At 45.8% G+C, this 13214-nt stretch carries 16 protein-coding genes; 7 read left to right on the top strand and 9 right to left on the bottom strand.

Going from position 1 to position 13214, the window contains the following annotated elements; genetic code table 11:
- The first annotated feature begins 23 nt into the window (after positions 1 to 23).
- From LG211_RS07405 to LG211_RS07385, 5 genes are all read left to right on the top strand, one after another.
- Complete coding sequence (locus LG211_RS07405) at positions 24 to 1403, top strand: MFS transporter (RefSeq protein ID WP_148398278.1); 1380 nt, start codon at positions 24 to 26, stop codon at positions 1401 to 1403.
- 162 nt (positions 1404 to 1565) lie between these two features.
- Entirely contained in the window at positions 1566 to 2006 is a 441-nt protein-coding gene (locus LG211_RS07400; protein WP_148398280.1) for a LytTR family DNA-binding domain-containing protein, read from the top strand.
- A gap of 13 nt (positions 2007 to 2019) precedes the next feature.
- The gene (locus LG211_RS07395) at positions 2020 to 2463 is read left to right on the top strand and encodes a hypothetical protein (protein ID WP_148398282.1); all 444 of its coding nucleotides are present in this window, start codon (positions 2020 to 2022) and stop codon (positions 2461 to 2463) included.
- A gap of 163 nt (positions 2464 to 2626) precedes the next feature.
- Entirely contained in the window at positions 2627 to 3478 is an 852-nt protein-coding gene (locus LG211_RS07390) for an anthrax toxin lethal factor-related metalloendopeptidase (protein WP_253020617.1), read from the top strand.
- Positions 3479 to 4078: 600 nt separating this feature from the next.
- Entirely contained in the window at positions 4079 to 4834 is a 756-nt protein-coding gene (locus LG211_RS07385; RefSeq protein ID WP_269477259.1) for an exodeoxyribonuclease III, read from the top strand.
- A 145-nt stretch (positions 4835 to 4979) separates the two neighbouring features.
- Here LG211_RS07385 and LG211_RS07380 read toward each other — a convergent pair whose 3' ends face one another.
- Both LG211_RS07380 and LG211_RS07375 read right to left on the bottom strand, forming a co-directional pair.
- A complete protein-coding gene (locus LG211_RS07380; RefSeq protein ID WP_148398288.1) occupies positions 4980 to 5663 on the bottom strand; it encodes an NAD(P)H-hydrate epimerase in 684 nt (227 codons plus the stop codon).
- A gap of 14 nt (positions 5664 to 5677) precedes the next feature.
- On the bottom strand, positions 5678 to 7234 hold the full coding sequence (locus LG211_RS07375) for a phosphohexomutase domain-containing protein (RefSeq protein WP_148398290.1): 1557 nt from the start codon (positions 7232 to 7234) through the stop codon (positions 5678 to 5680).
- 189 nt (positions 7235 to 7423) lie between these two features.
- Here LG211_RS07375 and LG211_RS07370 point away from each other — a divergent pair, with 189 nt between their 5' ends.
- Entirely contained in the window at positions 7424 to 8824 is a 1401-nt protein-coding gene (locus tag LG211_RS07370) for an alanine/glycine:cation symporter family protein (protein WP_148398292.1), read from the top strand.
- Here the strand turns inward: LG211_RS07370 and LG211_RS07365 are convergent.
- On the bottom strand, positions 8778 to 9158 hold the full coding sequence (locus LG211_RS07365) for a putative ABC transporter permease (RefSeq protein WP_148398294.1): 381 nt from the start codon (positions 9156 to 9158) through the stop codon (positions 8778 to 8780). The genes LG211_RS07370 and LG211_RS07365 overlap by 47 nt on opposite strands.
- A gap of 74 nt (positions 9159 to 9232) precedes the next feature.
- Here LG211_RS07365 and LG211_RS07360 point away from each other — a divergent pair, with 74 nt between their 5' ends.
- Entirely contained in the window at positions 9233 to 9604 is a 372-nt protein-coding gene (locus tag LG211_RS07360; RefSeq protein WP_148398295.1) for a VOC family protein, read from the top strand.
- A gap of 43 nt (positions 9605 to 9647) precedes the next feature.
- Here LG211_RS07360 and LG211_RS07355 read toward each other — a convergent pair whose 3' ends face one another.
- From LG211_RS07355 to LG211_RS07330, 6 genes are all read right to left on the bottom strand, one after another.
- Entirely contained in the window at positions 9648 to 10364 is a 717-nt protein-coding gene (locus LG211_RS07355) for an ABC transporter permease (protein ID WP_253020615.1), read from the bottom strand.
- 3 nt (positions 10365 to 10367) lie between these two features.
- On the bottom strand, positions 10368 to 11177 hold the full coding sequence (locus LG211_RS07350; RefSeq protein WP_269477258.1) for an ABC transporter ATP-binding protein: 810 nt from the start codon (positions 11175 to 11177) through the stop codon (positions 10368 to 10370).
- On the bottom strand, positions 11177 to 11974 hold the full coding sequence (locus LG211_RS07345) for a MerR family transcriptional regulator (RefSeq protein ID WP_148398300.1): 798 nt from the start codon (positions 11972 to 11974) through the stop codon (positions 11177 to 11179). The genes LG211_RS07350 and LG211_RS07345 overlap by 1 nt, the downstream gene beginning before the upstream one ends.
- A 124-nt stretch (positions 11975 to 12098) precedes the next feature.
- Entirely contained in the window at positions 12099 to 12392 is a 294-nt protein-coding gene (locus tag LG211_RS07340; RefSeq protein WP_269477257.1) for a helix-turn-helix domain-containing protein, read from the bottom strand.
- Positions 12389 to 12760, bottom strand: coding sequence for a type II toxin-antitoxin system RelE/ParE family toxin (locus LG211_RS07335; RefSeq protein WP_269477256.1), 372 nt, complete (start codon positions 12758 to 12760; stop codon positions 12389 to 12391). Before LG211_RS07335 ends, LG211_RS07340 begins: the two co-directional genes overlap by 4 nt.
- A 70-nt stretch (positions 12761 to 12830) precedes the next feature.
- Positions 12831 to 13208 carry a MazG family protein gene (locus tag LG211_RS07330; RefSeq protein WP_148398305.1) on the bottom strand — a complete coding sequence of 126 codons (378 nt, stop codon included), beginning with the start codon at positions 13206 to 13208 and terminating at the stop codon, positions 12831 to 12833.
- Between the last annotated feature and the right edge of the window lie 6 nt (positions 13209 to 13214).

Raw genomic sequence — 13214 nt, 5'->3', positions numbered from 1 at the left:
GCACGATAGGGTATTATAGTGGTATGGAAAAATTAAGATTTCGGAATAAAATTGAATATGCTTCAGCTGCTTACGGAGATGCCGCATCTTATGGTTTTATCAGTGCGTTTTTACTGTTTTTTCTTACCACAGTCGCTGGTGTGGAACCCGCTTTCGCAGGAACGATCACAGTGGTAGGAGCGCTGTGGAATACTCTGATCAACCCAATCGTTGGCTATCTCAGCGATCATGCCATGACCAGATGGGGGCGGCGCAGACCGTTCATGGTCATCATGTCGCTGCCTATGGCCGCATCTACCTATATGCTTTTTACTGCGGTGGATTTGCTGCCTCAGATCAAGCCCCTTTATTATGGGGCGATCCTGCTGATTTTCTGGACGTCTTACACAGGCTTCTTTGTTCCCTATCTGGCTCTGGGAGCAGAATATACCAAAGACTACAACGAACGCACTGAGCTGCGGTCCTATGCCTCGATTTTTAACATGCTGGGCAATGTGGTGGCTATGGTTATGCCGTCTATTCTCGTGGCTTTCCTTACAGACAGGGGCCTCTCCACGCCCGGAGCATGGTCTGCCACAGGGGCCATTGTGGGGATTACATCCATGGCGTCGATTTTTATTACCGCCCGTGCGGCTAAGAATACGGATCAGTCTGCTCCCTGCGGGGAGCGAACCGGCCTGCCCAGGCCCAATCTGGTTAAAATTTTCCGGGAATACTGGCAGGTGCTCAAACTCAAGCCAGTGAAGTCACTGCTGTTTACCAGTCTCTTCGCCCTTGTGAGTTACGCCATGTTTACCTCGGATTTGGTCTATTACTTTACATATAATCAGGGTCTTTCCCCAGAACAGGTATCGGGGATGTTCTTATATCGTACATTTGCCTGTCTGGTCCTTATTTTGATTATGCGCAAAATCAGCGCTGCCACTGACAAGCGGACAGCTTTGATGTGGGTGTTCGTCATTGGAGCCGTATCGGTTACCATTGCCAGAATCATCGGTGTGGAGTCGATGTGGCAGCTTTATGTATTTGTTTTCTTTGTGGCGGTGTCCACCTCTGTCTATTGGCAGCTGATGCCTTCCATCATTTATGATGTGTGCGAATACGACGAGCTGGAAAACGGAAAAAAACGTCAGGGGACAATTGTTTCTCTTCAGGGACTGGTGGAGGCTCTGGCCACTGGCATGGGTTCGCAGATTTTGGGTATTGTTTTGCAGCTGGCGGGATTTGACGGCAGCGCGCAGGTACAGACAGAGACGGCCCTAACCTGGGTGCAGAATTCGGTAACGGTCCTGCCGGCCGGATTTCTAATCCTGGCGATGATTGCGCTCTCCAGATATCCGATTACCAAAGAGCGCTTTGAAGAGATTCAGCGAAAACTGGCGGAACGAAATAAAACCGAATAAAGTTGCAATGACTTTAAGGCTGCCCACAAACATATTTGTAGGCGGTCTTTTTGCATCTTAGAAAGAAATCTGCGCACCATAGGCAAACTGCCTTGCAAGGGGACGGACTGCCGGATAAGATAGTATTAGAAAACAGAGAGGGCCATCTCGGAAGGAGGGCTTATGAAAATTCAAATCAACGAAAATCAGGAGCTTCAGGAGACAGAGGTCATTATCAACTGCAGGGAGACTACTCCCCAGATACTTAAGGTGATCGCACTTCTACGGGCTTCGGATAAAAAAATTACTGGAATGAGGGAAGGCCGGACCTATATCTTGGAAGCTTCGAAAATACTTTACATAGACACTGTGGATAAAAAGACATTTTTCTATACATCCAAAGAGGTCTATGAGACGCCGCTGCGGCTGTACGAGCTGGAGGAACAGCTGATCAGCAGCGACTTTTTCAGGGCATCCAAATCCACGATTATTAATTTTAACCAAATTCAGTCTTTGAGACCGGACTTCGGCGGCCGCATGCTGGTGCAGATGAACAATGGGGAGAATCTCAACGTTTCTCGGCAGTATGTCTCAACGATTAAAGAAAAGTTGGGACTTTTATGAGGAGGTATGGAAAATGAAAAAGTTTATATCTGGAGTAATAACGTGGAAAAATTACGCCTGCATGATGTTCACAGGGTGCGTGTGCCTTTACGGTGCAATTACGCTTGCCCAGGGAGGAGATAGCCTCAATATATGGGTATTGCTGCAATTGATAATCCTATCGGCGCTGGGCACGCTGATCCAAGGGATTGCCTTTTACCCGGGCTGGGTGATTAAAAATGCCAAATATACGACCAGGCTGATTATTTTTATCATACCGTTTCTGATCCTGCTGACAGCCTTTGCTTTGATCTTTCATTGGTTTCCGGCAGACCGGATGATAAATTGGGTCGTCTTTATCGGAATCTTTATCGCAATCACGGTTGTTCTCACGCTGAGCTTTGAGCTTGCATTCCGGATTACCGGGAAACGGTACGACGGACTTCTGGGGCAATATAAAAAGAGAAAAAAGGAGTAAGAAAAGAGCGCCCAATCTTGTCCGTAATGCCCAGAGATACCGGAATTAAAAAAGGTTACAGTGAAATTCTTAGAAACGTTGAAAGTTCTTGCTTTTAAGTGTTGACAGACAGGCGCGGAAAAGTATAGAATAAGGTTACATCCGAAGAGGAAGGGGTGTAATTATGAGTGCGACAAAAAAAGAAGCTTTAACGAAGGTTTGTATTGCTCTGATCATGGTATCTATGATCGGACTTTGCATCGCCAATCCCAATGAAGAGGCAGGAACGGATTGTATCATCTCCGGCCAGGTTGTGATCATTGAGGATGACGCGCCGCCTTTGGCTGCCACTGTTTCTAAAACCACAACAAAGACAACCGTAAAAAAGAAAACTCAGGTTAAGAAATTAAAGAAAAAAGCCAAAAAGAGCAAAACGACGACTAAGAAAAAGACAAAGAAGAGCACAAGTACTAAGAAATACAGCACAAAGACGGTAAAAACTCAGAAGACAGTCGTAACGACAACAAAGACGATAATCAAGAAGAAATCGAAAAAGAAAAAGATCAAAACGACGATTAAGACGACAATCAAGACTACGACTACGACACAGACCACTACGGCTGCCGGCGGCGAAGTGAAGATAAGAAGCATCGCGCCAAAGGCAGATCCAGATGTTCTCAACGCTTTTGAGAGCGGCGGCTACAAAGTTGTGGTTAATCCAAAGGTAAGCTATTCCGGCGTTTTCCGCTCTGCGACTAAGACCATTGAATTGAAGGCTGCCAATGCTGTTGTCTACCATGAACTGGGGCATTTTGTCTCTTATCGGACAGGAAGAGCGGACAGCACCAGCGAGTTCAAGGATATTTATAACGATGAGAAGAGCAAGTACAACTATAGCGACAAGGCCTATGTAACCCAGAGTTCGGGTGAGTACTTCGCCGAATCCTTTAAAAACTATACGGAGAATCCGAGCAGGCTGAAAAGCGAACGGCCGCGGACATACAGCTATGTGAAGTCAAAGGTAGATCAATTCTAGCGGGGCCGAACAAGTCCTTTGGCAGAGGCGGCTTGAGCCTGGAAAGTCGATTACTTAGAAGTTTCAATACGCAGTTGTCTCGCCCAATAAAGACATCGTAGACGAGACCAAAAGGGGTTCGATAAATCCGGAAACAATGCACCGGGATATAAGCCGGGCATCACACGAAGTTATGAAAAGGTATATTCTAAAACCTATGAATGTTTTGGAGTGTACCTTTTTTGTGGTATAAGAACGGCGGCTTTGCAAAACGCTGGTCAGCGACTCTGCCGGCTGGGAGTGTCGGAATAGCAGCAAAACGTATTTATTTCTGATAGTTTGGACCTCAGATGGCTTCGAGGGCAAGAAGGGAGTGGGAGAAGTGTCAAAGAACGGGTTGAAAGTCACCGGGGTTAGGATATTCAGGTGGCCTTCTGCCAAGCCAAAGAGGGGAAAAGTATCAGTCTGGAACTGGTTTTGGCTGAAATCTTGCGGGCCCGTAATCAGATGCCAGTCCGGCTGCGCACACACCGGCGCTATGCAGGATGAGAATTTGTGCTATAATAGAAATCATTCCAGCTTCCTGGCGGAGCTGGCGATTAATAACAAAGGAGAAAAAGAATGAAACTCATATCATGGAACGTAAATGGAATCCGAGCCTGTATGGGCAAAGGATTTGTGGATATCATAAAGGAACAAGATGGAGACATCGTTTGTATTCAGGAAACCAAGATGCAGGAAGGGCAGGCAGAGGTGCCGGTGGAAGGATATTATCAATACTGGTGCTCCGCAGAAAAAAAAGGATATTCAGGCACTGCGATTTTTACGAAAGAAAAACCGCTCTCGGCAGCTTATGGACTGGGGATCGATGCCCACGATCATGAAGGCAGAGTGATCACATTGGAATATGAAACCTTTTATTTGGTTAATGTGTACGTGCCCAACTCGCAGAACGAGCTCAAGCGCTTGGGCTACCGGATGGAATGGGAAGATGCCTTCCGCACCTATGTATGCGATCTTGACCAAAAAAAGCCGGTTATTATTTGCGGCGATATGAATGTGGCTCATAAAGAAATTGACCTGAAAAATCCAAAAACCAATGTGAAAAATGCAGGGTTCACACCGGAGGAACGGGAAAAAATGACCATTTTGCAGGACGCAGGATTTGTCGATAGTTTCCGTTATTTCTATCCGCAAGCAGAAGGCATCTATTCCTGGTGGAGCTACCGTTTTAACGCCAGAAAGAATAACGCCGGATGGCGGATCGACTATTTTCTGGTATCTGAAAAGCTGAAAGATAAGATGAAAGATGCTTCCATTCTGACGGATGTCATGGGCAGCGACCACTGCCCAGTCGTTCTGGAGCTGGAGGTATAGTATTTTTACCATCTGTACGGCGTTGCTGTAAGGCGATCATTAAGAGTTAGGCTCAACAATCGAGGAGAACAACTCGATTGTTGAGCTAAAACACAGACTAATATCAACAATAAGTCAAAATGTTATACGATATACCCGCAACAGTTTACCAGAGCGCGTCCTCATCGATGCCGATATCTGCAATGAACGTTTCGCCGCAGTATTTCCTGGCAAAAGACTTGAGATGTACCGGCTTCTTATTGTGAAAGGTTACGGTCAAATGCGCCTGCACCGCGTTGGCATCGATGTGCTGCCTTTGAATGGCATCGCCGCCCAAACCTGACGGAATGTCCAAGGCGCAGATCAAGGCTTTATCGGAGAATTGATTGATAAAAGCGGCGGCTTTTAAAGCATTGGGCCGCAATTTCCCGTGGAACCCGGTCCCGTAGATCGCATCCACGAGAATATCCTGTCTGCCTCGAATTTCCATAAAAGGTGATTCGGTCTTTGTCATATCGATAATTTGGACCTGATCCTTTATCAAAGAAAAATTGGTGACAGCATCATCAGCAGTGGGTGCGCCATCTACCAGGACAATGGTAATGGAGGCGCCCTGTTCCATAAATTTTCTGGCTGCGACAAAGCCGTCTCCGCCATTATTGCCTTTGCCGCAGAAGAGGATGATCTTTACCTTAGACAGTGGTTTTCCATACTTGGCGGCAAATTTAGCGGCAATTAGTTCGGCAGCGGCAGTACCTGCCCGTTCCATCATCTCATAATAGGACAGACCTGCCGCGTTAGCACGTTTCTCTAGGATTTTCATTTGCCCGCAAGTCACAAAATCTTTCATGATTCCACCTTCTTTTAATAATTCATAGGGGATAGATCCAGCTCTTGATAAGCGGATAAAAAGCTTCGAACCTTTTCCAGAATCTCCGCACAGCCCCCCTTTCTTTCCGACTCTGCATTCAGCGGCATAATCGGATCATGGAGTGACTTTCGGAGAAGACACCAACCGCCCGCAAAGGCGATGCGCACGCCTTCATAATTGGGAGACACCACCGTCATGTCCGGATCCTGATCAGCAAAAGCCTTCAGATCGGCAAGGACCTGATCACCGTAGGATGCAAAATCGGAGGCAGTGATGGGAATCCGGACTTCTATTGCTTCTTCCGGCTGTTTAAGGCCTTCGATTAAGCTGTCCAAATTTTTGCCGGCCAGATGCAGCTGGGCCGTTTTAATAACAATTTTCGTGGCCAGATAAGCGCCGTCATCGAGGAAATAGTTTTCCTTGAGCGCCGCATGACCTGAAGTTTCGATGGCCAGCTGACAGTCAATTCCCTGCTCGTTCAGCTCGATGGCTTTATTGATGACATTCTTATAACCGCGTTTATAACGCAAATGTTTAAGCCCCAGCCCCTCTTCCAGGAATACGGTTAGGGGGTCGCTGGTTATACTATCGGTAACAACCGTGCTTCCAGGATGCTCTTCTGCAATCAGCGCAGCAGCCAGCCCTACGATTCCATTCCTAGCGATTTCGCGGCCGCGGTGATCGACTGCCGCCGAACGGTCAACGTCCGTATCAAAGATGAGCCCCAGGTCAGCACCGCTTGAAATAGTTTTTAGAGCAACGGACTCCATGGCCTGCCGATCCTCCGGATTGGGCGGATGATTGGGAAAGCTGCCATCCGGTGAAAGAAACTGGCTGGCACTGATATCAGCACCCAAGGGCGCCAGCACCTTGCGCGGATAAAAGCCTCCGCTTCCGTTGCCCGCATCAACAACAATTTTTAAACCGGTAAGGGGTTTATCATAAAAATCGGGGTGGTTTACTCCCTTTTGAATTATGCTTCGCAGATGAGAACAATAGGTATCCATCAGATCAGCTTCTTCAGTGGGATAGCTCTTTTTGCCAAAAACGAAAATCTGCCTGTTCCAGTCCGGTTCACCCAGTGAGGATAGTTTTTCATCTGATTGGGCAAACTCAATGATCTGAGCAATATCGCTCTTGTTAAGACCGCCCTCTTTATCAAAGAATTTAAAGCCATTGCGGTTAAAAGGCAAGTGACTGGCAGTGATCATAATTGCACCGTCGCAGTTGTATTGAGGAAAGACGGTAGACATGAACATTGCCGGCGTGGAAGAAAGACCGCAGTCGAGAATACGGACACCGTAAGGTCCAAGCCCCATGAACAATCCGTTTTTCAAATGCTGGCCGGACATCCTTGGATCACGTCCTACGGAGATGGTTATCGTATCGGTGTTCTTGCCCGTTTTTTTACACAACCAGAGTAGATACCCTTTGGCCAGCCTTTCCGCTTCCGTATCGGTCAGATTTGGCAGCTGTCCTGGAACGCCGGTTAGGGAAATTCCGCGGATATCGCTGCCGTTTTGTAAGTTTTTAAAATTATAGTTCGTCATAAAGTATTCTCCTTGTACATAGATGCCTTGGCATATTCCACTTTGCGGCAATAAAAATTCCATGATTGAATATGCTATGTATTTATGTTAAATTTAAAGGCGTGTGGGTTTTATTACCCCTAGAACCATTATAAAAGAAAAGTGTTTGCAGTAAAAGATTTTTTTGCCAGAATTTAAAGGAGTGAGAGAATGAAGCAATTTACAGAGGTTCTGAATATAGCAAATGAGTTTCTGTACAGCAAGTTTTTAATCATTTTGCTGATTATTGTCGGAGTGTACTTTACCATTCGCACGGGATTTGTTCAGATTCGGCTGTTCCCTGATTCCCTCAGGGTCGTTCGGGAAAAGAGCCATGAAGAGGGCAGTTTATCCTCTTTCCAAGCATTGATGATCGCTACAGCTTCCCGAGTAGGAACGGGAAACATTGCCGGCGTTTCAACAGCTATTGTTATGGGCGGCCCCGGGGCGCTGCTTTGGATGTGGATCATGGCCGTGATCGGAGGAGCATCAGCTTTCATCGAAAGTACCCTGGCACAGGTCTATAAAGAGCGGGACGGCAAAATCTTTAAAGGCGGGCCGGCCTACTATATTCAACGGGCTTTGGGCGCCAGATGGCTGGGAATTATTTTTTCCATATTGCTGATCCTTACGTTCGCCTTTGGGTTCAACGGTTTGCAGTCGTACAATATCAGTTCTGCCTTTGAATATTATGTGCCCAACTTTGCCCAGTCTAATGTTCCCATGGTTATCGGCATCATCCTGGCTGTTGGAGCCGCCGTGCTCTTCTTTGGAGGGACCCATAAAATTGGACGAGTTTCGTCAGTGCTGGTACCCATTATGGCAGTGCTTTATATCATCATCGGACTGATTATTTTTTTCGCCAATATCACATATCTTCCTCAAGCAATGAAGGAAGTGGCTGCGGCTGCTTTTGACTGGGATTCGATCTTTGGCGGATTTGCCGGCTCCTGCGTGGTGCTGGGCATCAAACGAGGCCTCTTTTCCAACGAAGCAGGTATGGGATCGGCGCCCAATGCGGCTGCCGCTGCCAATGTATCCCATCCGGCCAAGCAGGGCCTGGTACAGGTATTATCGGTATTTATCGATACCTTGCTCCTCTGCTCGACCACTGCGTTTATCGTTCTGCTGACTAATCAGTACACAGTGGGCGGGGAACTCAATGGCATTCCGCTGGTCCAGCAGTCAGTTGCTTCTGTGTTCGGTTCTGCTGGTATCCATTTTGTAACAGTAGCGATTTGCCTCTTTGCATTCACATCTTTAATTGGAAACTATTTTTATGCAGAGGCGAATATTAAATTTATTAGTGAAAATAAGATTTTTATGTTTATTTTCCGCATCCTGGCAATCCTGATGATTTTTGTCGGCGCGCAGAATGACCTGGAAACTGCCTGGGGCCTCGCAGATGTAATAATGGGCTGCATGGCAACCGTTAATATCATTGCGATCATACTGCTGGGCGGTATTGCCCTGAAAGTTTTAAAGGATTACCAGGAGCAGAAAGCACAGGGATTGGACCCTGTATTTAAGGCCGAAAAAATCGGTATCCATAATACAGACCTTTGGAAATAAGAAGTATCCCCAGACACAGAAAAAACCAGATCAGGGTGAACAGCGGGCATATCTGGCCCAATACATTGCCGGGCATTTGAGAATAGTCCCAGATGTTCCAGTGATACCAAAGGTTTACAATCAATCCCACTGCAAATTCATAAAGGGTGATGACCAAAGCTCCGCAAGCGGCTTTTAGCATTAGAGGCGCCTTATGAAATTGCAGGTTCAAATAGTATAGAGTAAGCAGGCAGGCTCCTCCGGTAAGCATCATCGTCCAATGGGTAAACCCGCGGAAAAGGACTTCCAGTGCTCCATAGCCAAGAGCGCCGACAGTGAAAATAAATATACTCATAGTTCTATTATCTGTGGCCGAGGGACAAATAATCGTGGTATAATTTGACTAGTTAAAACGAGGAGGGAACGAACATGAAATTTGAAATGTATCATAGCTGTATAACCGTTTTGGATTTGGAAAAATCGCTGGATTTTTACGAAAGAGCGCTGGGCCTCAAGCCGGTACGGACCATCGAGGCCCAGGATGGTTCCAGCAAAATTGTGTTTTTAGCCACAGAAGGAAATCCGTGCCAGCTGGAGCTGACCTGGATGAGAGATCGAAAAGAACCATACGATCTGGGAGATAATGAGATTCATGTGGGCTTTCGGGTTGACGACTACGATGCGGCTCTGGCTTATCACAAAGAAATGGGCTGCGTCTGCTTTGAAAATCCCAATTTTGGCGTTTATTTCATTGAGGACCCGGACGGATATTGGATGGAAGTGGTTCCAACAAGAGAATAAGGAGCCAAGGTGTATGTTTTAAAAGCAAACTGAAAGCTGCGTTTTACTCGGAACGCAGCTTTTTTAGCAGGATTGCGCAAAGAGCAATTGCGATTGAAAAGATAACCATTAATGGGATAAAGTCGCTCAGTTCGAATACTTGGCTGGAAAGCGAGGTATAGCTCCATGCTGCCGGCAGCAGCTTTCCAATAATTTGCAAAAATTCGGGGAGTAAATTTGCTGGAAACATAATGCCTGACAGCATGATGGAGGGTAAGAATACTAACTGGCTGAACATGGTTAGCTTTGCCTGGCTCTTGATGGACAATCCCAAGACGCAGGCTATGCTCAGCGACACAAGGATAAAAACGATCACATTTCCAAAGTAAAGTGGAAGATTAGAAGGAATTTGCGCATCAAAAGCAATGGGCGATAGGATGTAGATGATACTGCTCATAATCAGCAGATGAATAAATGCCGACAGTATTAAAGATAGCAAGCCAAAGCACAGCGGCATTCCATTTGCTTTATACACTTTTTTAATATCAGATCCATAAATTTCTGCAAGCGAGGGCGGAACGCCTATGAGAGCTCCCATAGATACGCCCATGACGGTCATGGATGAAATTAATGTGTCCTTTGCCTCCGGCATTAATGAAGTGAATATACCGCCCATGATCGCAAAAAACATGAGAGGAACAATATAACAAGTAATTAATAAAGATTTACTCCTGATATCCAACCTGAATTGGAGAGCAATCCCATATAAAAATGCGCCCATCGGTCATTCTCCTTTCGCTACCTCAATAAAATGCTGCTGGAAAGAACCTCGATTTATTTTTATATCCAGAATCGTAAGGCTTTTACTTTTATATTGTTCCAATATGGCCGGCAGAGACTCTCCAATATCATCAACCGTATAATCGTCTTTGCCGCACTCGGTTATAATTTCGATATTATACTGGGTGCCGACTTCCTCAGTCAATTCATCGACGGTTCCTAAAAAAGCGATACAGCCATGATTGAGTATGGCGATTCGACTGCATAAGGCCTCTATCTCTGCCATATCGTGACTGGCCAGAATAATCGTTTTCCCCAGCTCCTTCAACCGGCGTATTTGATTGTGCAAGGCAATCCGTCCTTCTACGTCCAGCCCGGCCGTCGGCTCATCGAGAAAAAGAATATCCGGATCTCCGATTAAAGCCAGAGCTAAATGCAGACGGCGTTTCTGCCCGGTTGATAATTGGCAATATTGCTTTCTAGCCAGTTCATCGATTCCAAGTGCGGATAAAATCGACAGTCCAACCTTTGTTTTTTTCCATTTAGCGAAAAGATGGATCGCTTCCATAGGTTTGATGCAGGCGGGCAGAGAGGCAGATTGCAGTTGAATCCCTACTTGTCCGTTTACGGAGACTTTTCCCCGCTCATATTTTCTAAGTCCCTCCATACATTCAAGAAGCGTTGTTTTTCCCGCGCCGTTAACACCTAGTATTCCAAAGATTTCCCCAATTTCCACATGAAAATTCAAATCTTTAAGTATAAGATCATTTCCATAGCTCTTGTACAAATTCTCAACCTGTATCGCATGATCCATCACCGTACCTCCTCAAAAGGATTGACTCCGATCTTCGAAAGATAGATATTCAATGCCGGTTGAATATATTCATTAACAATTGTCTGTTTTTGCACCCAATCCCTATTTTCCCCTTTCAGGTTTCCGAACTTCATGAGCTTTGGCAGCATGCGCAGATCGCCATCGGTGAACTCCATAACCATATTCCAAAACTGTTCCGCTAGTCGCTGCGCCTTTTCGTCATCCGGCGCAATGCCGCTCTTCTTGAGAGCTATAATATCCTCGTTCAGCTGGTTGAATCGATCCATAAAAAGTCTGCCGCTTTCAATATCGAAGCGGCTGCGAATATGGTCCAAGGTATCGCTGTCAAAATGCTTGATCAGCCAATAATATTCATTATCCAATTGCAAATTGATGATAATATCAGCGTACTTTTTGAAATCTACGGTTTGCATTTGCAGCACTTCTTCTTTCAGTGCTTCGATTGCATTTAAGGATTCGGAAAGAACTTCGATCTTTTCTTTCACAACAGAAGCCTGCTGGGCGAGAATATCTGCGACTTCAGCGGGCGTATTCAATGATATGAGCCGGTCTTTAATATCGCTTAAAGAAAAACCTAAGGATTTTAAAGAAAGTATCTGATGAAGACGGATCATATCCTTGTAAGTATACAATCTGCGTCCTCCGATACTTTCAGCCGATGGAGAAAGCACTCCCTCTTGATCATAATATTGTAAAGTACGGACTGTCGTACCCATTTTCTTTGCCAGTTCTCCGACAGTCATATACCCTTCGGGTATCGCTCTTTCTTTTTGCATAAACGATTCCTCCTGCTTCTATTATAACTTGTTACGCTGCGTTACAAGCAAGACATAATTTGCAAAAAAGAGCTATAACATAAGTATCCCCGTCAGTGACGATAGGCGGGCTGCATAACTGCCATTACCGTCCTCCGGATTGCTTTGATGAGGATACGGTAAGCTTTAAACCAAGCGGCTGCAAAATTTTCAGCAAGGTAGCTAAGTTTGGCATAGTCTTGAAAGATTCAATTCTTGCAACGGAAGACTGAGGAATTCCACAGATGGCAGCTAGTTCCCTCTGGCTGATTCCAAGTGCATTGCGTGTTTCTATCATTGCGCTTACAATAGCGGCGAGATTTTCAGCTTCTTCGATATCCAATTTGCTTTCAGGATCAACTGATTTTACATAGTCTTTATAATCATTCCAGGTTTTCATGACTGTTCAGCCTCCTTTCTGGATATGTAATTATCACGCTCTGATTTGGCTTTTTCAATTTCGCGGCGAGGTGTCTTTTGCGATTTCTTGCGGAACTGATGGCGAAGAACAAAGGTGTTATTATCAAAGAAGGTATACAATACACGGTTGTTTCCGGGGCGCAGTTCCCATATACCATCCCCGAGGTGTTTCGTAACATTTTCCGGAAGGCGGGTGCCATTCTCCTGCAGAAGCTGAATGTAGAAAACTGCCTGCTTATATTGTATACGGGCATCTTTATTTGTGGATGCTTTTTGCCGCAATGCTTCAAGAAATTCCCAAACGTCGGATTCTCCATTGCTTTCTTCATAGAATTCGATTGTATACATTCTTAGTATGCTCCAAAGCGAGTGAGTTATTTCTTAATGGTGTGATAGCATAAATGCTATCAAAAAGCAACTATTTCATCTCCTTCTCCTGTCTTTTAATCTGCTCCCAAAGAGACAGCCCTTCTTCCACAGACTCCACCTTGGCATCGCCAAAGACATGGGGATGGCGGCGGATCATTTTTTCGTTGACGCCCCGGACAACATCTTCCATGGTGAAGCGGCCTTCTTCCGCCGCGATCTGTGCGTGCATAACCACTTGCAGCAGCAGATCCCCCAGCTCCTCGCAGAGATTGGCGTCATCTTTATTGTCAATGGCCTGGATCACCTCGCCCGACTCTTCGATCAGGCATTCCTTCAGACTTTCATGGGTCTGCTTGATGTCCCAGGGGCAGCCGTTTTCTCCCCGCAGTGTGGCGATTGTTTTTACAAATTCATCAAAAATCTCCATAATTGT

This window comes from Hominibacterium faecale (assembly GCF_020734085.1).
In the GTDB taxonomy this organism is placed as follows: Bacteria; Bacillota; Clostridia; order Peptostreptococcales; family Anaerovoracaceae; genus Hominibacterium; species Hominibacterium faecale.
This window is presented reverse-complemented; position numbering and strand designations above follow the sequence as displayed.

Bases quoted from the DNA above. Each gene is read 5' to 3' on its own strand.
- LG211_RS07405 (WP_148398278.1), top strand. From the start codon at position 24: ATGGAAAAATTAAGATTTCGGAATAAAATTGAATATGCTTCAGCTGCT.
- LG211_RS07400 (WP_148398280.1), top strand. From the start codon at position 1,566: ATGAAAATTCAAATCAACGAAAATCAGGAGCTTCAGGAGACAGAGGTC.
- LG211_RS07395 (WP_148398282.1), top strand. From the start codon at position 2,020: ATGAAAAAGTTTATATCTGGAGTAATAACGTGGAAAAATTACGCCTGC.
- LG211_RS07390 (WP_253020617.1), top strand. From the start codon at position 2,627: ATGAGTGCGACAAAAAAAGAAGCTTTAACGAAGGTTTGTATTGCTCTG.
- LG211_RS07385 (WP_269477259.1), top strand. From the start codon at position 4,079: ATGAAACTCATATCATGGAACGTAAATGGAATCCGAGCCTGTATGGGC.
- LG211_RS07380 (WP_148398288.1), bottom strand. From the start codon at position 5,663: ATGAAAGATTTTGTGACTTGCGGGCAAATGAAAATCCTAGAGAAACGT.
- LG211_RS07375 (WP_148398290.1), bottom strand. From the start codon at position 7,234: ATGACGAACTATAATTTTAAAAACTTACAAAACGGCAGCGATATCCGC.
- LG211_RS07370 (WP_148398292.1), top strand. From the start codon at position 7,424: ATGAAGCAATTTACAGAGGTTCTGAATATAGCAAATGAGTTTCTGTAC.
- LG211_RS07365 (WP_148398294.1), bottom strand. From the start codon at position 9,158: ATGAGTATATTTATTTTCACTGTCGGCGCTCTTGGCTATGGAGCACTG.
- LG211_RS07360 (WP_148398295.1), top strand. From the start codon at position 9,233: ATGAAATTTGAAATGTATCATAGCTGTATAACCGTTTTGGATTTGGAA.
- LG211_RS07355 (WP_253020615.1), bottom strand. From the start codon at position 10,364: ATGGGCGCATTTTTATATGGGATTGCTCTCCAATTCAGGTTGGATATC.
- LG211_RS07350 (WP_269477258.1), bottom strand. From the start codon at position 11,177: ATGGATCATGCGATACAGGTTGAGAATTTGTACAAGAGCTATGGAAAT.
- LG211_RS07345 (WP_148398300.1), bottom strand. From the start codon at position 11,974: ATGCAAAAAGAAAGAGCGATACCCGAAGGGTATATGACTGTCGGAGAA.
- LG211_RS07340 (WP_269477257.1), bottom strand. From the start codon at position 12,392: ATGAAAACCTGGAATGATTATAAAGACTATGTAAAATCAGTTGATCCT.
- LG211_RS07335 (WP_269477256.1), bottom strand. From the start codon at position 12,760: ATGTATACAATCGAATTCTATGAAGAAAGCAATGGAGAATCCGACGTT.
- LG211_RS07330 (WP_148398305.1), bottom strand. From the start codon at position 13,208: ATGGAGATTTTTGATGAATTTGTAAAAACAATCGCCACACTGCGGGGA.